The organism is Erwinia sp. 198 (assembly GCF_003937915.1).
Taxonomy (GTDB): Bacteria; Pseudomonadota; Gammaproteobacteria; order Enterobacterales; family Enterobacteriaceae; genus Erwinia; species Erwinia aeris.
In genome coordinates this window covers 69,328-92,207 of sequence record NZ_RHUM01000012.1, presented here as the reverse complement: position 1 = coordinate 92,207, position 22,880 = coordinate 69,328, and the positions used below count along the sequence as shown (strand labels likewise).

Annotated in this window: 23 protein-coding genes; 5 read left to right on the top strand and 18 right to left on the bottom strand. The window is 53.4% G+C overall.

The window, feature by feature from the left end; genetic code table 11:
• Positions 1-44 precede the first annotated feature (44 nt).
• From EGK14_RS16680 to EGK14_RS16640, 9 genes are all read right to left on the bottom strand, one after another.
• Complete coding sequence (locus EGK14_RS16680; protein ID WP_125290226.1) at positions 45-815, bottom strand: hypothetical protein; 771 nt, start codon at positions 813-815, stop codon at positions 45-47.
• A 58-nt stretch (positions 816-873) separates the two neighbouring features.
• Entirely contained in the window at positions 874-1,422 is a 549-nt protein-coding gene (locus EGK14_RS16675) for a fimbrial protein (protein ID WP_125290225.1), read from the bottom strand.
• Complete coding sequence (locus EGK14_RS16670) at positions 1,419-1,922, bottom strand: fimbrial protein (RefSeq protein WP_125290224.1); 504 nt, start codon at positions 1,920-1,922, stop codon at positions 1,419-1,421. The genes EGK14_RS16675 and EGK14_RS16670 overlap by 4 nt, the downstream gene beginning before the upstream one ends.
• Positions 1,923-2,046: 124 nt before the next feature.
• Positions 2,047-2,796, bottom strand: coding sequence for a fimbria/pilus periplasmic chaperone (locus EGK14_RS16665; protein WP_125290223.1), 750 nt, complete (start codon positions 2,794-2,796; stop codon positions 2,047-2,049).
• Between the two features lie 46 nt (positions 2,797-2,842).
• Positions 2,843-5,344: an outer membrane usher protein gene (locus EGK14_RS16660; RefSeq protein ID WP_125290222.1), complete on the bottom strand. Its 2,502-nt coding sequence runs from the start codon at positions 5,342-5,344 to the stop codon at positions 2,843-2,845.
• Between the two features lie 180 nt (positions 5,345-5,524).
• Positions 5,525-6,034 (bottom strand): fimbrial protein, encoded by a 510-nt coding sequence (locus tag EGK14_RS16655; protein ID WP_125290221.1) that lies wholly within the window; start codon positions 6,032-6,034, stop codon positions 5,525-5,527.
• A gap of 654 nt (positions 6,035-6,688) precedes the next feature.
• Positions 6,689-7,234, bottom strand: coding sequence for a YfaZ family outer membrane protein (locus EGK14_RS16650; protein ID WP_125290220.1), 546 nt, complete (start codon positions 7,232-7,234; stop codon positions 6,689-6,691).
• A gap of 142 nt (positions 7,235-7,376) precedes the next feature.
• Positions 7,377-8,075: an LrgB family protein gene (locus EGK14_RS16645; protein WP_125290219.1), complete on the bottom strand. Its 699-nt coding sequence runs from the start codon at positions 8,073-8,075 to the stop codon at positions 7,377-7,379.
• Positions 8,068-8,493: a CidA/LrgA family protein gene (locus EGK14_RS16640; RefSeq protein ID WP_125290218.1), complete on the bottom strand. Its 426-nt coding sequence runs from the start codon at positions 8,491-8,493 to the stop codon at positions 8,068-8,070. The genes EGK14_RS16645 and EGK14_RS16640 overlap by 8 nt, the downstream gene beginning before the upstream one ends.
• 103 nt (positions 8,494-8,596) lie before the next feature.
• On the opposite strand from EGK14_RS16640, the gene EGK14_RS16635 reads away from it, so the two are divergent.
• The 3 genes from EGK14_RS16635 to EGK14_RS16625 all read left to right on the top strand — a co-directional run bounded on the left by EGK14_RS16635 (position 8,597) and on the right by EGK14_RS16625 (position 11,369).
• A complete protein-coding gene (locus EGK14_RS16635; protein ID WP_125290217.1) occupies positions 8,597-9,499 on the top strand; it encodes a LysR family transcriptional regulator in 903 nt (300 codons plus the stop codon).
• A 557-nt stretch (positions 9,500-10,056) separates the two neighbouring features.
• Positions 10,057-10,887 carry a DUF3289 family protein gene (locus tag EGK14_RS16630; RefSeq protein ID WP_125290216.1) on the top strand — a complete coding sequence of 277 codons (831 nt, stop codon included), beginning with the start codon at positions 10,057-10,059 and terminating at the stop codon, positions 10,885-10,887.
• 5 nt (positions 10,888-10,892) lie between these two features.
• Positions 10,893-11,369 carry a DUF943 family protein gene (locus tag EGK14_RS16625; RefSeq protein WP_233598524.1) on the top strand — a complete coding sequence of 159 codons (477 nt, stop codon included), beginning with the start codon at positions 10,893-10,895 and terminating at the stop codon, positions 11,367-11,369.
• Between the two features lie 58 nt (positions 11,370-11,427).
• Here EGK14_RS16625 and EGK14_RS16620 read toward each other — a convergent pair whose 3' ends face one another.
• The 4 genes from EGK14_RS16620 to soxR all read right to left on the bottom strand — a co-directional run bounded on the left by EGK14_RS16620 (position 11,428) and on the right by soxR (position 16,124).
• On the bottom strand, positions 11,428-13,077 hold the full coding sequence (locus tag EGK14_RS16620; protein WP_125290214.1) for a Na+/H+ antiporter: 1,650 nt from the start codon (positions 13,075-13,077) through the stop codon (positions 11,428-11,430).
• Between the two features lie 175 nt (positions 13,078-13,252).
• Positions 13,253-14,602: an NCS2 family permease gene (locus EGK14_RS16615; protein ID WP_125290213.1), complete on the bottom strand. Its 1,350-nt coding sequence runs from the start codon at positions 14,600-14,602 to the stop codon at positions 13,253-13,255.
• Between the two features lie 355 nt (positions 14,603-14,957).
• A complete protein-coding gene (locus tag EGK14_RS16610; protein WP_125290212.1) occupies positions 14,958-15,620 on the bottom strand; it encodes a glutathione S-transferase family protein in 663 nt (220 codons plus the stop codon).
• Between the two features lie 30 nt (positions 15,621-15,650).
• Positions 15,651-16,124: a redox-sensitive transcriptional activator SoxR gene (gene soxR, locus EGK14_RS16605; RefSeq protein ID WP_125290211.1), complete on the bottom strand. Its 474-nt coding sequence runs from the start codon at positions 16,122-16,124 to the stop codon at positions 15,651-15,653.
• Positions 16,125-16,234: 110 nt separating this feature from the next.
• Here soxR and soxS point away from each other — a divergent pair, with 110 nt between their 5' ends.
• A complete protein-coding gene (gene soxS, locus EGK14_RS16600; protein ID WP_125290210.1) occupies positions 16,235-16,624 on the top strand; it encodes a superoxide response transcriptional regulator SoxS in 390 nt (129 codons plus the stop codon).
• On the opposite strand, the gene EGK14_RS16595 is transcribed toward soxS, so the two are convergent.
• On the bottom strand, positions 16,621-17,916 hold the full coding sequence (locus tag EGK14_RS16595; RefSeq protein ID WP_125290209.1) for a diguanylate cyclase domain-containing protein: 1,296 nt from the start codon (positions 17,914-17,916) through the stop codon (positions 16,621-16,623). The genes soxS and EGK14_RS16595 overlap by 4 nt on opposite strands.
• Positions 17,917-18,720: 804 nt before the next feature.
• Between EGK14_RS16595 and EGK14_RS16590 the strand changes: the two genes are divergently transcribed.
• On the top strand, positions 18,721-19,002 hold the full coding sequence (locus tag EGK14_RS16590) for a YjcB family protein (protein WP_125290208.1): 282 nt from the start codon (positions 18,721-18,723) through the stop codon (positions 19,000-19,002).
• Between the two features lie 38 nt (positions 19,003-19,040).
• Here EGK14_RS16590 and EGK14_RS16585 read toward each other — a convergent pair whose 3' ends face one another.
• The 4 genes from EGK14_RS16585 to EGK14_RS16575 form a co-directional block, all read right to left on the bottom strand.
• Positions 19,041-19,994: an ATP-grasp fold amidoligase family protein gene (locus EGK14_RS16585; RefSeq protein WP_125290207.1), complete on the bottom strand. Its 954-nt coding sequence runs from the start codon at positions 19,992-19,994 to the stop codon at positions 19,041-19,043.
• Positions 19,900-20,106: a hypothetical protein gene (locus EGK14_RS21420; RefSeq protein ID WP_199746460.1), complete on the bottom strand. Its 207-nt coding sequence runs from the start codon at positions 20,104-20,106 to the stop codon at positions 19,900-19,902. Before EGK14_RS21420 ends, EGK14_RS16585 begins: the two co-directional genes overlap by 95 nt.
• A gap of 229 nt (positions 20,107-20,335) precedes the next feature.
• Entirely contained in the window at positions 20,336-21,097 is a 762-nt protein-coding gene (locus EGK14_RS16580; RefSeq protein WP_370256460.1) for an ATP-grasp fold amidoligase family protein, read from the bottom strand.
• Between the two features lie 197 nt (positions 21,098-21,294).
• Positions 21,295-22,551 carry a polysaccharide biosynthesis C-terminal domain-containing protein gene (locus tag EGK14_RS16575; RefSeq protein ID WP_125290205.1) on the bottom strand — a complete coding sequence of 419 codons (1,257 nt, stop codon included), beginning with the start codon at positions 22,549-22,551 and terminating at the stop codon, positions 21,295-21,297.
• Positions 22,552-22,880 lie beyond the last annotated feature (329 nt).

Genomic DNA, 22,880 nt, shown 5'->3' with positions numbered 1-22,880 from the left:
CTGCAGGGCGGCTAGCCGCCCTGCAGCGCAGTGACGCGCCGCGCTCAGTGATAGTTCAGCACCACGACCACGCTATCCTCTATACGCTGTGCCGCTTTCGGCGTTCCGGTTGTTTGCATATACAGCGCCTCGGTTACGTCGCTGGTAAAAAATTTCAGCCCTTCCAATTTTTTACCGCTTTCATCCAGGATCTGCTGATCGAGCACGTTCCCCGCCGATGCCTGCTGCGTAATCTCCACCGTAGTCGACGGCACCGTTTTGCATATTAACGTGAGGTCCCCTACTTTGTGGTTACGGTTAATGGGCTCGCCGACGATAACCGTACCCAGATCGTTGGGATAACTCACCAGCTCCGCATGGCAGTCGTCGATCGGCGTGATCGGTATGCCGCCGCTGCAGCGCGCATCTTTACCCAGGCCATCCCATCCTGACCAGCAGGCGCTATAATCGCCTTCCTGTACCGACACGATCACCGTTTGCGTTAAGCGGTATTGCGCGACTTTTATTCGCCTTGCTGGTTCGTCGGTGGCGTTCTGGCATTGTTGTACGGTTGGCACACCGCCGGGCGCATCGCTCATCCCGATAAACGTGGCGGCTACTTCAGGATTGCGGACGGTAAGGCCATAGATATGGAATACCAGGTTGCGGTTACTGCCCCTGCTGGAGCAGAGCCAGACGTCGGTGCCGGCCTCCACCGTAATCATATTATTTCTGACCGTCAGGCCGGTCGTAATGCCCGGCACGGAATTGTAGTACCACGCCAGCGCCGACGTTGAAAAACAGATCAGGCTCAGCGCGAACATAATCCTTTTCATTTTATCTCCTTGTTATGAGCCAGCCAGCACCCCGTACGGCGGCGGCGGTTTCGGCGGTTCAGGGGTATTCGATGATGTAATTCAGGCTGGCGGTGAATTCTCCTGCCGTCGGCGGCGTCGCGCCGTCCGCCCGTAGCCAGGCCTGCATCGGGATAACGATATCAGCAGCGTTCAGGGACAGCGTCAGCCCCGGCGAGGTGGCATTGACCGCCAGCGGCGCGCCCCGCGCATTTTCGATGCCGATAACGATGCCGGTAGCGGTACTGCCCGCATCCGGTTGCAGCATCCCGTTACTGTCCCCATTCCCGCGCAGGAAAACTTCAATTCGGCCTGGCGTTGTCGCATCAAACTCGCAGTTTTCCAGATGAACGGCAAACGGGTAACGCGGGCTTTCCTGCGAGCTCTGCAGCATGTTCAGCGTGACGGCCGCCAGCGGGAGCGTGATGTATTCATCACCGGGCCGTATCGTACAGGGGCTGAGATTTTCAACCAGCGTACCGCTGAATGTTGCCTTCACCGCTACCTCTGCAGGCGCGGCATAGCCGAACGCAACGAACAGCGTTATCCCCAGGCCTGCTCCCAGGCAGCGCATTAATTTCCTTTTCATTGGTAGACCGCCTTAATTGTCGCCGTCGCCTCAAAGTATCCGGGCGTTAACGAGGCCGCTGGATTTTTCACCAGCACGGCCATCAGAACGGGGGGATCCGTGCCATCAATGGCAAACGAGGTATTTACCGGCTGGGCTTTACCCTCGTTCATTATTTTAATCGCCAGGCCGGGCTGGACATACAGCATCCCCTGGCCAAAATCTGCGCCCGTGCCGTCGATTTGCAGCGTTACCGTATTTTTACCCTGCTGCTTGCAGCTAAAGTTATAAGCAATCTCGCTCTGGTAATTGGTGCCGTTGATTTTTGCAATATCTACCCGATCGCCAAAGGAAACCTCAACGTTTTTGCCTTCATTAAGCTGACAGGAGGCGGACTGCAGCACGTTGGCCGTCATGGTGAAGGTGAATACCTCGGGCGCTGCCGTCACCCGGCCTGAAAATAGCGTTAATCCTGTTAGCGTGCAGAGCACCGCTTTTGCAAAGGTGGTTGTGCTGTCCATCTGTTTATCCTGCCGCCGTTCATGACGGCTTATCCAACATAAACCTGCCGCAGCCCGGGCAAGACGCGGTTGAGCAAAGAAGCGTTGCGCGGCTGCTCTGGCGAAGCGGCAAGACCCTATGCGCTTAGCCAGCGGGCCTGACCGCCGTGGCCTTACAATGATCCCCGCTACAGGTAAACTGCAACTGCGGACGGGCGCCGTAATCGTTGATATAGGTGAGCAGCGGGCGGCTTCCCAACGCTGCAGCGCTGACCTCAAGCACGTCTTTGCTTTTCGGCGCGATCATCAGCGGCTTGAAATTCCTGATGCCGCTATTCCTGGCGGCGTTGCGGCCATCGATCAGCGTCACGAAATAGGGCGTGGGATTGTTTACCTGATAGCGATCGCCGACGCGAGTCAGCGTCAGCTGCGCCTGAAAGGGCACCGCGTTTCTTTTGGGCACCAGCGCCTGCGGGCGATAAAATAATTTTACCTTTGTCTGCAAGGCAAGCTGGAGCGTGTTGGGGCGTTCGGATCGCGGCGGGATCTCACGCAGATTAAAGTAGAATAAGGTTTCACGATCCTGCGGCAGCGCGCCCACGGAAGGCAACGTCTCTATTTTTACCTGGCTCTTGCTGCCCGGCTCAATGCGCTGTACCGGCGGCAGAGCGGTCAGCGGCTGCTGGATTTTTTTACCCTGGCTATCTTCTATCCAGCCCTGCGCCAGATAGGGTAATTGTTTATTATCGTTACTGACGACCAGGCTGACAGACTTTTGGCCGCCCTCAAATATCACGCGCGTACGATCGAGTGAAACAGCGCCGTGGCTTTGTACGGCCACCAGAACGGTGAGTAAAACGGCGATGCGTGATAAACCTGCTTTATATGATCTCATTTTTCCCCTTACACCATGTCAACTATCAGCGGCAGCCCTGCGCGGTTTATAACAGGCGGCACGGCAACAAAAGACGCTGAGAAATATCACCGAACAAGCTCTCCGGCAGTTTAAATTCGCACTGCTCTTTGCCGCTCCAGCTTACCCGCATCGTTATGCCTGGCTGGATACCGCTCAGATAGATGCTGCCGTCATCATTCACAATGCCCACTTCCTGACGCTGGCTGTTTTTTACCGTAGCGCCAAACGGCGGGGCTTCGCCGTTTTCCAGGCGCAGTACCGCCATGGTTTTGCTCCCGGTCACTACTTTAAAGCCACCGTAGCCAATCGCGCCTTCGGTTAAGGTGCGCTGGATAACCGAAGCGCTCGCTTCAGCATTGTCCGGCAACGCATTGATATCGATACTGATGCGGTTACGGTAATAGCTGCTGATATCCGCGATAACGGCTTTGCCAAAGCGGTTACTTAAGGTATCCGCGCCGTAGCTTTTTACCGGAATATCTTTTACCGCGGTGTCGATCAGCATTCTGGTGCCGCCCGGCCTGCTGATACGATGCAGCGCCGCACCCTGTGCGGTAGCCGTTACGCCGCCCTGCGCCGAAAGGCTTAAAGCTGAATAGCTGTTGCCCTGATAGCCGGCATTAACGTTTATCCGCGCGCTGTCTCCACGATAGGTGTAATAGCCGCTTGCCAGCGTCTCCTGTCCCGCAGCCCCACCGCTGATTTGATAGTTGTTACGCTCATCCACCGTATTGAAGTAGCTGGCCTGATGAGTGTTATTACCCTGATTGAAAGATCCGTTGTAATTCAGCGTGCCGCTATTGCCCCACGGTAGTGACAGCGACAGGTAAATCCCATCATCATTGCTGCCTTCATATTTATTACGCCAGGCGGTGGCTGACAGACTGATATTACGCAAGCGCCCGGCGTCAAAATATTTCGTCGCCGTCAGGGTAAAACGGTCATTGTCCGGTTTATCCCACCAGGTCTGATGAGAGTAATTCAGATAAAAGCTTGCCCGACAGTCGCGCAGCTGCTGGCTGAATATGGCGGTATACATCTCTTTACCGTTGCCGTAGGCCCTGCCGTATTTATGCGCGTTAAGGTAATCCTGCATACTCATATAGCCCTGCTCTGAATAGCGGTAGCCTGCAAAGGTCATTTCACTGTCGGTCTCGTCGAACCTTTTTGAGTAGCTGACGCGCCACGAGGCCCCTTTTTGCGTATCCGGCAGCGGAGCGGGTAAACGCCGCGCAAACGCCTGAGTAAAATCCAAAGAGAGCGCGCCGAAAGCCATCAGATCGCGCCCTGTGCCCAGCGCCAGCGCCTGGTATTCCTCACTGGCTATCGTCCCGCCGTACAGGGACCAGCCGTTACTGACGCCCCATGAGAACTCGCCGTTTACGAAGCCCTCGCCTTCCATATGGTGCTGAGTGTTGGAAGGCCTGCCGGCCGCCAGCTTGTAGCGCACCACGCCCGGCCGCGTCAGATAGGGCACGCTGGCCGTATTAATGCTGAAAGTTTGTACTGAGCCATCCTGCTCTTCTACGCGCACATCCAGCTCGCCGCCGATCGTTTCGTTAAGATCCTCAATACGAAACGGCCCGGCGGCAACCCGCGTTTCCTTGATGACCCGCCCTTTCTGGACGATCACCACTCTGGCGCTGGTTTTCGCAACCCCGCTGACTTGCGGGGCATAGCCACGCAGATTAGGCGGCAGCATATTGTCATCTGACCGCAGGCTCAGCCCGGTATAGGTAAAACTGTCGAAGATATCTGAAAAGAGCGCATGTTCACCCACGCCCAGCCTGGCGTGCCTGTGCGGTAAAGCGCGCCAGGCATAGAAGCGTGTCCAGTCCCAGTTAAGGTTGTTACTGGTCTGACTGTCATAGCGCCCCTGCCAGTCGGCACGCAGGCGCCAGGGACCAACGTTGCCCCCTGCCGTCCCGTTCCCCGTGAACGTGTTGTCCGTTTTCTTCTCGTGCTCATGTCGGGTCTGGGCACTGGCGTAATAATCGAACAACAGGCCGGGTATCCCCTCATCCCACTGCGCCGGCGGATCCCAGTTGGGCGCGCGGTATTCCAGATAAATTTGTGGAATAGTTAAATAGAGCGTATTGGCGCCTAAATCAGCGCGCTGGCTCATACCCGGCAAACTGTCGATATTCAGACACTGGCCCTCATGCCACCACGTTAACTGCGGGCGTAGCTCAGGCTTCAGGCCAATAAAATTGACCAGAGCGGTAGTCAGACAGGGTCTGCTTTCTTTTTCGTTATCTTCTGTCGTAAACCAGTCCACCGGCTGCTCGGGTAGCTCGTTATCATTAATCTGAAGTTTCAGAGTGTAGTTACCTGGCATGATGTATCCCGCCTGAGAAAAACGGCTGAGATCGATATTCACTCTGTCTTTCACATCTAAAAGATCGGTATTAAATTCTATTCCATTCGCCCCGACAGACCGCGCGAAAAAGCAAATAACTAGCAGAAATATGGCATACCATAGCCATAAAATATCTTTTTTTAAGATAATATTCACTGACAGCGGCATCCTTGCGAGAAGCTAATCCCTGGGTAAGCCTTTCATAACCGATTTAATAATTTCTTGCCGGAGGAAAATAAGCATAAAAATAACTCCGCCATTCTGCCGACAAACATGAACCTGTTTTGCCCCAGGCAGAAAACACTCCCGGCAGAAACGCCGGGAGTGGACAAGGTTTGTCAAATCGACTTATTGATATGCGAGTGTGAAATCAGCAATACTCTGGAATTCGCCAGGCGTTACGTCTTTGCCATCACCTTGCACATAGGCAGAAAAACTCAAGGTATTATAACCAGTCTGCAAGCCCTGCTTAGCGCTCGGACTGCCGAGCTTAAGCACTGCGCCAGTACCATCAGTGATGGCGATACTCGCGCCCTTAACTGTCCCGGTCATGCCCAACAGACCGGTAGCGCTTTCCGATCCGCTAAACATGGCCGTTACCACTGCGGCGGTCGCAACCGTACAGTTTTCCAGTTTAATCTGGAAAGGACGGGGATTGGAGGTTCCGCCATCCTTCAGGGTAACAGTCGAGATTTGCCCAAGAGGCACGTCCTGATAAACAGAATCAGGATTAATTGAGCAAGGAGCCTCAATGACGGATCCCGAAAAAGTCACTGAACCATTTCCCTGGTCGGCATAAGCCAGAGAAGTCATGCCGAAAATGGCGATAGCTGACAGTACGATTTTATTAATTTGCATAAAATACATTCCTTTGATTATAAATCTTTCCGTTTGTGATTTATTTACAACATTATTCTCTTTGCTGAGAAAAGCCCCCTGTAAAAACAGATGATTCAATAACGCATTAACAGTATCTCAGTTTATTAATGACCATTTACACCATAAGGTAAATAAAATTAATAATAAACCCCTACTCAGGGCGGCAAGATTATTCTTACAGAAGACTTTTACAGATGAAAGGTATTTTTTCTTAGAAAATTACACAAAAAAATGAAAATTTAAACAGAAAGGCGTAACTGGGGATAAATGCTAAAAAAACGTCAGGAAGAGCTACAATTAAGAATAAAAAACCAAATAAACCCCATTTCCCACGCCGTCACTCTACAGGCGAAAATGTAAAAAAAGAAGCAATAAACGGAGTGGTTTAAATATATAGCATTTATCTTTATCGGAATATTAATGATGTCAGATAAAGGCGTTAATATAATCTGCTATATTTTAATATAGAGCACCTGTTCGCACATTAGCGGCAACAACTTTATAAAACTTCAGCATAATAAGCCTGTTCCCGGCCTGGATCAGGGCATCAGCCGTACCGGGAGCAGGCAGATCCGGCCAGAAGCCGGACGCGTTCAGCGGCAGGTCACCCTTTACGGGTTGCCGCCTTTGACATCAGAAATGCAGGGATGCACCTACGTATGCACCGTCGGCAATGACGTTGTCTTTACGACCGTCTTTACCGTTCATCGCCAGGTACTGATAGCCCACGCGCACGTCAACCAGAGAGATTGGCTTAAAGCTCACGCCAGCGGAAGCTTCCTGGTAGTCATCAATGTGGCTGGAGAAAGAATCCGGCGAGTAGTAATACTGACCAAATACGTTGAACATATTGGTGACTGGAACGCTTGCGCCAATGCCGACCGCAACGGCATAGCCATCTTTGCTATCGGTTGGGTTGGTGGAAATCGCTTTCACGCCAGGCGTGATAAAGATATCGCCCAGACCCACATTGTAACCCAGACCCAGGCTACCCATGCTGCCGTCGTGATCGCTACGCAACCAGTTACCGGTCAGCGCCAGACCAGGCGAGTCAGCGCCCATACCCGCGTGTACATTAGTATAATCACGACCTACGTCGACACCGCCTTCAATCGCCTGCGCTGAACCGGCCAGCGCCAGCAGCGCCAGAGCGCCTGCGGTAGTTGCCGCTGCTTTCATTTTATTCTCCTGATGAATTTACTCACGCCGTTTCCCGACGGCAGCGGAGGATAGGTTATCAATACAGAAAATAAAATGGGAATGCGACGAATCTTAAGGTTCGTTTAGTAAATGTTGCTGTTAAGGGGCAACCCTACAGGCTTCAAACCATTGTCCACATCAGGCGGCCAATTAGCGGCGCGATAACGACTGTCACCACGCCTGACAGCATCATCACCAGGCTGGCGACCACGCCCTCCTCCTGGCCGATTTCATAGGCGCGAGCGGTGCCTGCGCCGTGTGAGGCCGCGCCAAACCCGGCGCCTTTCGCCAACCCCTGCTTGACGGCAAGCCGCATAAAAAGCAGATCGCCGACGGCCATGCCGAATACCCCGGTGATCACCACAAACAGCGCCACCAGATCGGGCTGTCCGCCCAGCTGCTTCGCCGCCGCCAGCGCAAAGGGCGTAGTGATAGAGCGCACCGCCAGACTACGCTGGATTGCCTCTGGCAGCGTCAGCAGCCTTGCCAGCCATACCGAGCTGCAAACGGCAACCAGCGTGGCGGTCAGTACGCCCGCGCTAAGCGACAGCCAGTGGCGGCGAATAATCGCCATATTTTCGTACACGGGCACGGCGAAGGCCAGCGTGGCCGGGCCAAGCAGCCACAGCAGCCAGCGGTTTTCGTCGATATAGTTCTGCCAGGAGATATGGGTCAGCAGCAGCAGCGCTACCAGCACCACAGGGGTCATTACCAGCGGCATCAGCAGCAGCCTGTGCCAGCGCCGATAGAGACGTTTATTGAGAAAATAGACCAGCAGCGTCGCCAGCAGACAGAGCAGGCTGATAAAAAAGTTATTCACCCTGACGCTCCTTTTTTCGTGCCGCCAGCCGCATTTCAAAACGATAAACGCGATCCACCACCAGCGCGGTAGCGGACAGCACCAGCAGTGTACTGATCATAATCACCAGCATAATCCGCCAGCCGTCCACGCGCAGCAGCTGCGAATAGTTAACCACCGCCACCACGGCAGGAATAAAAAACAGCAGCATTTCCGCCAGCAGCCAGCGCGATCCGGCTTTTACCCAGTTCAGCGGCAGCACCCGCAGCATAATCAGCGCCAGCAGCAGCACCATGCCCACGATATTGGCGGGCAACGGCAGCCGCAGCCAGTCCACCAGCCGCTGCGCGGCAAGGAAAAAAGCGATATACAGCACTACCTGTAACGGGATCTGAATGCGTTGCTGCCACGTGCTTTGCGGGCGTATCGCCAGCTTCATGATGGGTCTCTCTCTGAATAATGCGTAAAGAGAGTATAAAGCCGTACCAAAGGGTGAAAAAAATGACTTAATATTATCTGAACTATGCCTTACAGGAATGTTTATGGACGTCAGAGCCCTGCGTTATTTTGTGGAAGTGGTGCGCCAGCAAAGCTTTACTCGCGCGGCGGAGCAGCTGTACGTCACGCAGCCGACCATCAGTAAAATGCTGCGCCAGCTGGAGGAGGAACTGGGCTGTACGCTGCTGATCCGTGAAGGACGCAAGCTGCATCTGACCGATACCGGACAGGCCGTTTATCAGCGCGGACTGACTATCCTTCAGGAATTTAAGCAGCTGGAAGCGGAAATCAGCGATATCAACGACCTGAAAACGGGCGAGCTGCGTTTAGGCATTCCGCCAATGGTCGGGATGCAGATAGCCGGTTCGATCTCCGCTTTCCGCCAGCGTTATCCCGGCGTCGAGCTGAAAATTTCCGAATTTGGCGGCCTGACCGTGCAGCAGGCGGTGCTTTCCGGCACGCTGGATATTGCGATGACCGCGCTGCCGGTAGCAGAAGATCTGCCGCTGAACGCACTGCCGCTAATGAGCCACCCGCTCTGCGTGCTGGTGCCGAAAACCCGAGAATGGCTGCGCCGTACCCATATTCCACTGGCCGAGCTGGCCGGGCACCCTATCCTGATTTATAACGAAGAGTTTTCGCTGAATCGCCAGCTGATGCGCGCCTTTCAGGCCAGCGGCTTTACGCCACAGATCGCGGTACGCAGCGGCCAGTGGGATTTTCTCGCGGCGATGGTGCAGGCCGGCATGGGCGTGGCAATCCTGCCGGAGCCGATCTGCCAGCGGCTGGATAAAAGCCATCTGCTGTGGCTGCCGCTGGAGTCGGAGCTGGTCTGGCAGCTGGGCCTGATCTGGCGGGAAGGCAGCTACCTGTCAAAGAGTGCGCAGGCCTGGATCGCCTGCTGTCGCCAGTTCTGGCCCGGTCAGACGCCGACGCTGTCGTTATAAAAAACGGGGGCGCTGGCAGCGGCCCCGGAGACGCTAAACAGGCGCATTTTTACTTGTCTTTTAATCTTATTCGTTCTGCCTCTTACGGATATTGCTATTCAGCTTGTCTGCTGCCTCTGCGTTCTGGAAAAGAATGCCGAAGAAGATATAGATCGGCACGGATGAAAGCGTATGACTTCATCAGCAATAATTAGCAGAACTGTTACGTCAGAGACTGGCCTGATATTTACCAGACCCAACCCTGAGCCTTAAAGCGCGTTTTCCTGCCGTTTACAAAACAAAAGCAAAAGAAAATAGTATTAGCCTGGCGGAACCTCTCATTTCATCAGAACAGCAGCAAGCAGAATAAACCACCGACTACCCCCCTTATCATAATATTTCCCTTCCCTCCAAAATATAATTATCGTTATATGACGAATTTAACTTTCGCTGTACGGTTGAATAACATCAGATGACAGAGGCGATTTTCTTAACGCAGCATGACGAACATAAATTAAGCTGATAAACTAACAGAAAACCGGGCAATAGCGCTCGTCGACCAGCAAAAGGAATATTGCATGTCACCTTCTCTACAGGCTTTACGCCTGCCCTTCGATGTTTTTCAGACGCAGAAACGCATGGATGATTACGGTGCCGATGATATGCAGTGCGGCGATTTAAGCGAGCTGCAGCTGAAGAACTTCTATCGGCTGGAGAAAGTATCCGGTCAGTACGATCCCTGGCGGGCAGAGAGAACGGATTTTCCCATCAGCAATTACGCCGTGATACGTCATAAGATGCGCCATCATGAAGTGGCAGCCAAACTATTCAACGAATTCCGCCGCGAGTCGCGGCCCTTCTCTTTTTTCGGCCATCGCGGGCTGTTTATGGCACTAATCGACCATTTTCAATATGGCGATGGAAAACCCTCTTCCAGCAGTGAATTAAATGGGGCTTATAAGAGGTTGATAGAAAGCGCGCATTCAGATAACGCAAACTCGTCAAAGGTTATCGATAAATTCATACGAGAAAATATAGACTGGAATAATGGTTTTCTTGCCGAAAATAAAAAACAGGCTTTAAGAAAAGTTATCGGAGAAAGTTTTCTTCCGACATTTAATAGATTACAAGACAAGATGAATGGTCTGGGTATGTCAGTGCACGGTATATACGCGACAAAAATCACGCTAAAGTCTCTGGAAGTTAACGGAGATAAATACAAAGCCACCCTGCATTACAAAGGCCAGGATCACTTTGGCCTTGATGACCGCGATATCATGGTTCCTCGTTTTCATCATTTGAATATTTTCCGAATCTGGTTTGTGCTACAGCGCTGGAGAAGGTACGCGTACAAGCCCTTCTTTACCAATATGGCAGCGACCATCACGCTGACGGGAAGCAAAAAGTGAAAAAGATGAATAGATTTTTCCCGGCTCTGGTCGTAGTCAGCTGGCTGTACGTCATCGTTATGATGCTACGGCCTGTAGAGGTTATAGCTGTTCACCAGAATCATTCCGTCACAGATATTTTGGTGAAAAACTTTCCTCTAACCAACAAAGGAAAGATTGAATGGTGGAAAGAAAATGCCCGGAAACTGGATAAACAACACCCTTTTCTTTTAAATAGAAAAGGCGAGAATTTTTGGGTAACTATCTGGGACTTTAAAGACGGTTATCAGCAAGAAAAACCCGATGACACTACTTTTTTCCCCAGTCATAGTACCGACCATCTGCTCTGTTTTGAGGATATAAAAGCGGAGGAAAGATGTATTAAAAAAGTAAACTGGTTGATGCAGGTTACCAGAGCGACAACGGGAACCATGAGCTACAGCATGGAAGGCGCCTCTTATTACCAAAGGCCAAACGGCCCGCTGATACGGGAAGAACACTGAGTTTGATGCGGTATAGAATGTAAAAAGACCGCGAGCCGGGCGGCTCGCGGTCTTCCCGCTACTCTTCTTTCTCGATCAGCAGCGTTTCCAGCAGGTCGAGATCGTGCAGCATCTTCTGCATGGTTTCGTTGCTGATTTTCTGCGTGGCGCGCAGATGATACAGCTCGCCGCGCTCGGCGCGCAGCGCGGTCAGACGGAAGCGGCGTTCCAGATTTTCCGCATACAGCGCCCGCTCCAGATCGTCCTTACCGTCCACGCGACGGCGCATATTGCCAATCACTCGCGAAGCGATTTCCTTGACCAGGTCAGCGTCGATATTCTCTTCGGTATCGGCCGCCAGGCGCTCTTCCATCTTGTGCAGGCTATCGATAGCCGTTTCCGCCATCGCCGCGCGCGCCATCTGGATCTCATGGCGGTGCGCCGTCTTATCCCTGCCCGCCACGCCGCGCAGCAGCAGCGGCAGCAACACTACGCCGACCAGCAGCGAGAACAGGATCACGCCCATTGCCAGGAAAACCAGCTCGTAGCGCGCCGGGAAAGCGTCTCCGTTGGTCAGAAACAGCGGAATGGACAGCACGCCGGCCAGGGTGATAGCCCCGCGTACACCGGCAAAAGAGGCAATCAGCAGCTCACGCAGGCTGTAGCTGCTGAACTCCATCGGCCGCTTTTTCAGCAGGCGCTGGCTGATCAGGCGCATCGTCCATAGCCAGGCGAAGCGGACGATCATCAGCGCGGCGTAAATCAGTACCACCGACAGCACCAGCATCCACAGATCGACGTTAGGATCGGCCTCCGCCTGGGCCACGGACAGCTGTAAGATGTCCGGCAGCTGCAGGCCCAGCATCAGGAACACCATGCCGTTAAAGACAAACTCCAGCATCTGCCAGACGCTGTTGGCACGCAGACGCATCGCCAGCGGCGCCTGACGGATAATGCCCGAACGGGTGATGGTCATGCCTGCCGCCACGGCGGCCAGGATCCCCGATACGCCAATATGTTCAGCAATCAGGTAGGAGGCAAAAGGCAGCAGCAGCAGCAGCACCGTCTGCGTAGCCGGATCGTCGCCGCTCCAACGGCTGAACAGGCGCAGCGACTTGCCGTACAGCCAGCAGATAGCGATACCGGCCACCAGACCGCCGACGGCGACCTTCACGAACTCCAGCGACGCGCCGGAAACCGTGAACACCATGGTGCCCATCGCGACCGCAACGGCAAACTTCAGCGACACCAGGCCCGAAGCGTCGTTCATCAGCGCCTCGCCCTGCAGTATCGACATAATTTTTTTCGGGATGCGCCCTTCTCCAACAATCCCGGAGAGCGCCACGGCGTCGGTCGGCGACAGCACGGCCGCCAGCGCGAAAGCGGGTAGCAGCGGAATACCCGGCACCAGCCAGTAAATCAGATAACCGATGCCGACCACGGTGATCAGCACCAGCACCAGCGCCAGGCCAATAATCTCGCGTCCGTGATGCAAAAACTCGCTGGTTGGCGTCTTCCAGCCGTCAGCAAACAGCAGCGGCGGAATAAACAGGACCAGGAACAGCTCGGGATCGAAGTCGACATGCAGGCCGAAAGTCGGCCACGCCAGCAGCGCGCCCATCACGATTTGCACCAGCGGTAGGGGGATTTGAAAAGGAATAATGCGTGCGGCTACGCCAGAGAGCGAGACCACCAGCGTGAGGATGAGAATAGTAAAAAAGATTTCCATGTTGTCCTTTCATAGCTTCCAGATAGCGACAAAAATATCAGGCCCGGAACAAATAATGCCCTGCATGATAGTAAAGCAAAAATGGGATGGCTTGAAAAAGCTGAAGTGTGCTATTGCGTGGAAAAAAGCGAAAATTCGGAACAGAGGCCGGAAAAACCGGCCTCGCAAAAGGGGATCAGATCGCCCAGCCGCCGGCGTAAAAAGCCACCAGCGCGACAGCGATAACCACGGTGCCGACGTTGAGCTTGCGCCACTCGCCCGCAAAGACGCGGCCAATGACCAGCGAGCCGAAGCCCAGCATAATACCGGTAACGATATTGCAGGTCAGCACGATAAACACGGCGGCAAGCAGGCCAGACATGGCGTCTACAAAATCGCTAAAGTCGATTTTAGAGACGTTGCTCAGCATCAGCAGGCCGACATACATCAGCGCAGGCGCGGTAGCATAGCCCGGCACTAAATAAGCCAGCGGCGACAGGAACAGGATCAGCAGAAACAGCACGCCTACCACGATAGCGGTCAGGCCCGTTTTGCCGCCCGCCGCCGTGCCCGCTGCGGATTCGATATACACCGCCGCAGGCGAAGCGCCGATCAGGCCGGAAAAGATGCTGCTGACCGAGTCGGTGGTCAGCGCTTTGCCGCCGTTCAGGATCTGATGATCTTTATCCAGCAGGTTCGCCTGGCCCGCTACCGCACGGATGGTGCCGGTGGCGTCAAACACGGCGGTCATCACCAGCGCCAGCACGCTTGGCAATACCGCAGGCTTCAGCGCGCCCAGAATATCCAGGCTGAACACCAGCGAGTTGCCTTGCGCATCCGACAGTGAAGGCATGGCAAACAGCCCCTGATATTTTACGGCCGGATCGAAAATCAGTCCGAGCACGGAGATGGCGATAATAGTCAGCAGGATCCCGCCCGGCACGCGCAGCTTTTCCAGACCGAAGATCGCCGCAAGGCCTGCCAGCGTCATCAATACGGGAAAGGAAGCGAAATCGCCCAGCGCGACCGGCAGCGCACCGGGTACGGGATTTTTTACCACCAGACCCACGCCGTTAGCGGCGATCAGCAGCAGAAACAGGCCGATGCCGACGCCGGTACCGTGCGCCACGCCCATCGGCAGGTTGCGTAAAATCCAGGCGCGGATGCCGGTTGCGGAGATCAGCGTAAACAGTACCCCCATCAGAAACACGGCCCCCAGCGCCACGGGCACGCTGATATGCTGGCCCAGCACCAGGCTGAAGGCCGTAAAGGCGGTCAGCGAAATGGCGCAGCCGATCGCCATCGGCAGATTGGCCCACAGCCCCATAATCACCGAGCCGAAGCCCGCCACCAGACAGGTAGAGACAAAAACGGCGGCGGGAGGAAAGCCCGCCTTGCCGAGCATGGACGGCACAACAATCACCGAATAGACCATGGCGAGGAAGGTGGTAAGTCCGGCTAAAATCTCCTGACGAACGCTGCTGCCGCGCGCAGAGATTTTAAACCAGGCGTCTAACGTTCCGCCGGTCTGATGATGAGTCGACATAATGGAAATCCCCTGAACTTTCTTATGAATTATCGATGCCTGATGGCGGGTTGGTACCACGTTTACATCCCTGATAGCGCTATTGCAGATCGCCAAAACTTCGTAAAGAAGCCGCGATCGGAAAAAAGCAAACGTTTAACCCGACAGGCATAATGCCCTTTTTATAAAGGCAAACGATTATCCTGCCTTTAAGGCCGCCTTTTCAACTGCTGATGCCGGGAAGGCGACAGATTTTCGTCGCTTTTACGTCCGCGCCTGCCTGAGCAGACTTTAGCTGGCTCGCTGACAAGCGCGGTCATAGCACTTTCTTATGGTCGCGGGCGCGATGAAACGTCAGGGGCCGCCGCGCGATAATTTATTCAAGCGTGAGCGCACCGCCTTTCTGCAGCGCCCGCTGCCAGGCCGCACGGCTTTGGACTTTCTTCAGCCAGCCCTGGATGGCAGGTAAATCGCCTGCGCCGCCGCGCGCGCTGAGCGCCTGAAGCGGAAAGCTCATCTGCACGTCGGCAATGCTGAAATGCGATCCCGCAAACCAGTCGTTGCCCGCAAGGTGTCGCTCGATAAATTCACGATGAGTGGCAAGCTGCTTATCCAGGAACGCCTTCTGCACGCCCTTGCCAAAGGCGCGGCCTACTGGCCGCAGCAGCCACGGCACCGGCGCCTCGCCCATGCGGCTGAAAATCAGCTTCATCACCAGCAGCGGCATCAGTGAACCTTCCGCATAGTGCAGCCAGTAACGAGACTCAATACGCTCGTCTTCCGTAGCGAGTTTCAGACGATTTTCTGCGTCATAGTGCTCAGCCAGGTATTCAAGGATCGCGCCGGACTCTGCAATCACCCGATTTCCATCGGTGATCACCGGCGATTTGCCGAGAGGATGCACTTTTTTCAGCGACTCGGGCGCCAGCATCGTTTTTTCGCGCTGGTACAGTTTGATTTGATAAGGCGTTTCCAGCTCTTCCAACAGCCAGAGAATACGCTGCGAACGGGAATTGTTCAGGTGGTGAATGGTGATCATGACCTTTCCTTGTGCGTAAACGAAGTGCTATCAGTATAGACGGCCGCGTTCAGACTCCAGCAGGATGGCGCCCGTGCCGCGTTCGCTCAGGCGGTCATCCGGGTTGCGCAGTGGGCAGTCCTCCATCGATAAACAGCCGCAGCCGATACAGCCATCCAGATCGTCACGCAGTCGGGTCAGGGTATCAATACGGCTGTCCAGCTCCTCGCGCCATTTACGGGTCAGCAGCGCCCACTCTTTGGGCGACAGCCGCTTGCCCGGCGGAAACTGCACCAGGTGCTCGCCGATGGTCGCCAGCGGAATGCCGATCCGCTGGGCAATTTTAATAACCGCCACCCGGCGCAGGACATCGCGATGATAGCGGCGCTGGTTGCCGCCGTTGCGAAAGCTGACGATCAGGCCTTTGCTTTCATAAAAATGCAGCGTCGAGACAGCGACGCCGCAGCGTGCGGCCACGTCGCCGGGCGTCAGCTCGCGCTTATTCAATACGGGATTTTTTTTCACTTTGCACTTTACCTCAAGTTAACTTGAGGAATTATACTCCAGCCCTTAAGAAGGCGAACCCCTCTTTTTCGCCATAGCGATCGGCCGCCAGCCCCAGGGAGAAGACCAGTATGCATGATGAGATTATTCACGCGCTTACCGACTGGATTGACAGCAATCTGGACAAGACGCTTTCTATTGATGACGTTGCAGCGCGATCCGGCTATTCAAAATGGCACCTGCAGCGTATGTTCCGCGCCGTGACCAAACAGACGCTGGGCAACTATATTCGTGAGCGTCGCCTGACGCTGGCCGCGAAAGAGCTGCGCCAGACGCAGCGTCCGGTTTTTGATATCGCCATGCAGTATGGCTATGATTCGCAGCAGACTTTCTCGCGCGTTTTTCGCCGCCAGTTTTCCCAAACGCCAACGGCCTGGCGCAACACCATGCGCCGTCAGCAAAAGCGCCCGCTCTATTTTGACTGCTCTGAGTTCCCGTCAGCGGTCAGCACCAACGGCTAAACGCTTTCGCACTCCAGCGCCGCTGGCGCGCTCCAGAGCGCGGGCGAAAAATACCAGCCGCCGCCCAGCGCTTTGATGTGGTACATCGCCGCATCGGCCTGGGCAATGGTTGCCTCGCCGGTGTGATGATTTTTCGCCAGCGCGATGCCGATGCTCAGCGACTGGGTAAGGATCGTGCCGTCGTCCAGCCGTATGGGTTCACGCATTGCTTCGATAATGCTTTGCGCGACGCAGCCTGCCTGCTCGCCGCTGTCAATCGCAGACAGCAGTACCGCAAACTCATCTCCGCCCAGCCGCGCCACCAAATCGCCTTTGCGCAAGCGCGCGCGCAGGCGCTGTGCGGTAATGGTCAGTACCCTGTCGCCAGCAGCATGGCCGTAGCGATCGTTTACCTCTTTAAAACGGTCGCCGTCGATAAACAGCACCGCCACCCGCGCGGCGGTCAAAGAATTGTTCAGCTGTTTGTGCAGCTCCTGCTCGAAAGCCGTGCGGTTTGGCAGGCCGGTTAATGCATCGTGCCGCACCTGATGCGCCAGCGTAGCGTTCTCGCTTTGCAGATGGCGCTGCCAGTCGGCCAGCTCGTCCAGCAGGCTGTTAAAGTCGCCGCTCAGCTTGTTTAATTCGGCAATAGAAGAAGAAGGCACACGCAATGAAAAGGCTCGTCGCTTGCGCACCTCATGCGCCACGCAGGCGATGTTTGACAACGCGCTGACGATGCCTGAATGCATTCGGCGCGACAGATAAAAGGCCAGCAGGGCGGAGAGCAACATACTGCATCCCAACCACGTCAGCGCCTGATAAAGATAATGCATTACCCGACATCCATCGCCGGTCAGCCAGATGGTGCCAATTTCTTTGCCGCCGCGCAGGACGGGGATCTGCACCGGTTTGGGAAATAACCAGCGCGACACCAGATTGCTGAAGGCGCTCTTGTCGCGATTATCGTTTGCGGCCCAGCTTGCCAGCAAACGTCGATCCGCATCGAGGATCCGCACCTGACCAAACTGCGTTTTCGCGCCGATATCCTGGAGAATAGCGCGCGCCGCCGTGCCGTCGCCTGCCGCTACCGCCTGCTGGGCGCTGTAGCTGATGGTCGTTGCCAGCAGCTCGGAATTGTTTTCGGCATAGTTACGCAAAGCCAGCACCGAAAGCAGCGAGAGCGAGATGCCGCTGAACGTTAGCGAGACAAGAATAATAGTTAGATGAATACGCTGTAGCGACTTGCGTAGCGTAGGCAGCGGCTTAGCTGCCGGTTGCGCGGTAATATTTCCCGCGGGACGGTCATGATCCATGATTCCTCCCACGCCAACCGAACGGATCTCCGCTCATGCAGCGCTTCTGCATTGGGGGGCTTGCGTTGGCGACCGCCCGTAGCAGTGATGCTGCCGGGACCAGGCTGCTGCCCCGATCTGAGGTAAAGAGCAAGCTGCACACGAGGGGAATGTTGTTTGCGGGCAAAAAATGGCTTTTCGACCCTGAACAGCCACAGGCAAACAGGCAGGCTCCGGTTATCTGACGTAAAATTTCCGCTGTTGCTATCCTGCGCGCGTTTAGCGCTAATAGCTTATGCAGGAAATAAAATAGCAAAAATTAGTTTTCAAAAATCCTACAACTCCTCTTCATCCCATACAACTTTTAACAGGTCAGATTCATCCCAAAGGAGCCAACTATTGCCGGATAATTTGGCATAATTCAGCGAGCAGATAAAAATAACGGCGTGGATAAATAGGTTAAAGCGTTAAGCCAATTCCGAAACGGCGGGAGGGATGATGTAAATTACTATCATTCCTTGTCTCAAAAATAACCTGAGTTTGAATGCAACTTCAAGATATTAACTTTTTAAGGCGCTATTTAGCACCTGCCGCGCAATATCATCGCTAACTTACGGGAAATAAATGTGATTATTGTGCGCGATCAAAAAACGCCCACAGGCGGTCTTAAAAGTGTTCAAAACTCGCCTGACGCAATGCTATAATGTGACCGTCATCACACTTACTCCCTGTATCCGCCCCGATGAAAAGCAATCCTGGCCTTTTCGTCCGGAAAGATGACGCTTTTTCTATTGCCAGGCCTGATTGACGCGGAGTTTCAGAGATATGGGTACCTTAACCGCTAGCCTGGTGCTGATGAGATGGGAACTGGTTAGTGCAGTCATGATGTTTCTCGCCAGCACCTTTAACGTAAAATGTCGTCAGTCCAGCCGCAACGGCATGGCCTTCATTTTTACCGGCGTTGGCATAGGCATGTCGTGCTGGTTCGTTACCGGCCTGTTAGGTATCACGCTGAGCATGGATAACCTGCTTAACTTCTGGCATATCACCAAAGACGTGTTTGTTGACGTCATGAGCCATACCCCAGCCGATTATCCTCTGCCATAAAAGCGTAAAGCCGCATGAAGATCATGCGGCTTTCTTCTTTAAACTTTCTTCAGCGTCCCGGCCATGGCCGCCGCTTCGCCGCCAATAGCCTTCAGCGTTTTTGGCTTACGTTCCTGTAGCCACATGTCGCCCATGATCTTGTCCAGCCCCTGATCCAGACCGGTTACCATGCCTGCACCCGGCGTGAAGGTCAGCTCGCCGAAGTAGATTTGCCCTTCGCTGATATACCAGTCAACGCGCACGTAATCGAAGTCGCTGGCCAGCTTTTTGCTCAGCGCCAACGCTTTTTCCAGCGTTTCCAGGTCGCCGCTGATATCCAGTCCCGTATCGCGGATCTTATAGAAGCAGGATTTTAACGTGTTAACGTAGAAGTTCATCGACAGCGGCGCGTTGCCGCAGCGGTTATAGATAATCTGCAAAACGTACTCGAAAGTACCGTCTTTCTTGTTAAACATGTGAAACTTGTAGTCAACGGCGGCAAATTTACCGTCGCCGACGTACTGCTCAACCAGAATGCGCGGTTTAATATAGCGATAGTGGATCTCACGCGCTTCGTGCGAGAAATCCCGGCTCAGCCACTCTTCGCAGCGCTTGATCAGCAGCTGTTTCTGCAAGCAGTCCGGCTCTTCCAGCAAAATTTCCACCATGCCTGACCCGTGATTGGGTTTCACAACGGTGTTCTTCAGCGAGCTAAGCCCCAGCAGCGTGACAGGATCGGCCGTTTCATGCAGCAGCGGGATTAAATATTCATCCCCAATGGTCTGAGAAATATAGTCACGAACCAATAACTTATCGGATAGCATGCCATAACGCAGGTAGTCGCCGGTGACGAATTTGCGGTACAGAACTTTCTCATTAAAAAGTTTCGGCTGGTGTATGTTGGGTAGTTTTTTAAATTTATGCAGATAATAAATTCTGTCCTGGTAGGACCAGGGCATTTTTTTGAAAAGGAACAGGAAACCTTTTCTTATTTCTGCTTTGAGTTTTAGCATTTTCGACCTCATATGCAGGCTTTATAATTGTTTGAGGAAAAATGTCTTCAAAATAGCGTTTTTTCGCCATCCGAAATCGCGAAACCCGCGTCTCATTTTTCCCGGCAGACATAAAAAATCCGTCAGCTGCTTTACCCGTTTATGCAGTTTTCCTGCTCACGGTCTCTGCTTCCTGCAAGACAACACCAGATTCATGCCTCTGGCATCAGAAGAGAGAAAACTCACTGACGAAAAGCCCGTTAAGGACGCGCTGAGCAGATTTCTGCTTGCGGTAGTGCCCTTCGCGGGACGACAACTCCGTTTTTACCGAACAGAGCGGCCAGCGGCCGTCCTGGGTTTTATTACTGTTTTTTCTGCGACGTCGACGGCGCGCTTTCCAGCCGCTCCGCCAGAGCGGCTGATTGACCATCCTGCAGCCACATCTTACCCATCATTTCGTCCAGCCCGTGCTTCAGCACCGGCATCAGGCCTGCGCCTGGCGTAAAGGTCAGCTCGCCGAAGTAGACGTCGCCCTGGCTGATATACCAGTCAACCCGTACGTAATCGAAATCACTGGCCAGCTTTTTGCTGAGCGCGAGTGCCTTCTCCAGCGCGGCCCGGTTGTGGCTGATATCCAGTCCGGCATTGTCAAAGCGGCGGTAGAAGCAGCTATCAAGATTATTGACATAGAACAACATCGACAGCGGCTGATTATCGCTACGGTTAAACACCACCTGTAGCACATACTCAAAGTGGCCGTCCTGCTTGTTAAACATATGAAACTTGTAGTCAATCGCCGTAGACTTACCGTCTCCTACCCGCTGCTCAACCATGATCTGCGGTTTGATATCGCGGTAATGGATTTCACGCGCTTCATGCGAATAATCTTTTGTCAGCCACTCGCCACAGCGTTCAATCAGCTGATGTTTTTCGACAAAATCAGGTTCTTCTACAAAGACTTTAACCATTCCTGAACCGTGATTTGGCTTAATAACCGTATCTTTTAACGTTTCCAGCTCAAACAGCGTCTCAGGATTATCCGTGGTGTGTAGCAACGGGATCAGGTATTCCCCACCTATCTTGTGGGAAATATAATCCCGCACCAGGATTTTATCTGATAACACGGCGTAACAATCGTAATCGCCTTTAATAAACTTGCGAAACAGTACCTTTTCATTAAAGGAACCGGGATGGCGAATATGCGGCATCCGTTTAAAGCGATGAAAATAATATATTCTGTCCTGGCAAGACCACGGCATAATTCGGATGCAACTCAGAGCGGCCTTTTTAAGTTGTTTTTTTGCGTCTACCATTTTCTTACTCACCTATAGGTTTTGTAGTTGAGTGAGGAAAGCTGCATCTTAAGAATGATCCCATTCTTAAAGAAATAATTCATCAGCGTCAGGGATAACAGCTCCGTGACCAGCACGCTCCACGCGGCACCCGTCAAGCCCCAAAAACGAATGAAAAACCAGTTGGTTACTACGCTGACCGCCACCAGTAAAATAATTTTCACCAGCAGATAATTAAAACCACCCTCTTTCACCATGTAGCGATAGGCGACGGTGCCCATTGCGGAAAAGCAGGTCGCAAGGGAAAGCAACGTGACCAGATCGCCCGACTGCTGATAGTCATGGCCGTACAGCAGGCTAACAATTTTTTCGCCGAACAGCGCAACCACCAGCAGCATAAACAGTGAAACAGCCATAACGTAGCCGTTAAGCCTGGCCGCCAGTCTCAAAGCCACATCCGCCCGCTCACGGAAAATTTCCGAGAAGCTGGAGGTGATAATCGCCACCGGGATAAATATCCATGAGGCAGAAATCGTATTCGCAGCGGTAAACAGCCCCAGCTCGTGTGCCGATCCCACGCCGACCAGGAAAAACTGCGCCAGCTTTACCTGAACAGAAATAAACACGCTGGAGATTGCCAGCGGCAGTCCCGCATGGAACAGATAGCGCAGATAGCTGCGGTGCTTGCGCCTGGCTGGCGGACTGATGGTATTTTTTTGATAAAACATCGTCCGCTTAATCAGGTACGGCACCAAGGTCACCGCAACAATCGAGAAGGACAGCAGTAGCGGATTAAGCTTGAACCACGCAATAGCAAAGCTAATGGCGAAACTGATAATCATTCCCGTTGCGTTAGCAACCGTGTTCATCCGCGATTCCAGTCGCGCGTTGTTATAAACGCTAAAAATATCCTGAGTCACGAAAATAGCCGACAGAAACGACGCCACGGCAAAAATCAAAAAGTTTTCACGCATCTCCAGCCAGACCCACGCCAGCACCGGAAAAGAAAGCAGTAATAACAACGCCATACGTAGCTGTTTTGCCACGGCCATCAGCCGCAGGCCTTTCGCCGCGCTTTTGCTGATGCTTTTAAACAGGATGGTTTCCGTACCAAAAATCGCTACGGTTTGAACAATGGAAAAAATGGATGCAGAAAATGCGATTTGCCCAAAAACAGATGGCCCAAAAGATTTTGCAACATAGGATGTAACAAAAATTACACCAAATACCGAAACTACCTTCTCTGACATCATCCAGGCAGCGTTCGTGACGACACTGTGTTTCATTGAAGCTTCCTTCGTAAAACTAATAACTTATAACGAAAGTCAGTACATCCTTGTCTATCACAGAGAAAGTAAACCTGGCCTGGGCCCGGCAAAAATAAGCGTCCGGAATATTATTTTACGGGCGATAGCGCACCGTTCTTATTTAAAAGATTTTATTTTATCAGATCGTTTTTTTAACGAACCGTCTGATTCTTCCTGGACTTGATACTGGTTAGCAATGTACCTCAGCACGAACAACGCTGGAGAATATCCTGGCACAGTTTTTTTCTTCCGCATGCTGGATCATTCTGAATTACCAACTGGCCTTGCTGCTGGCATGAATCGAATTT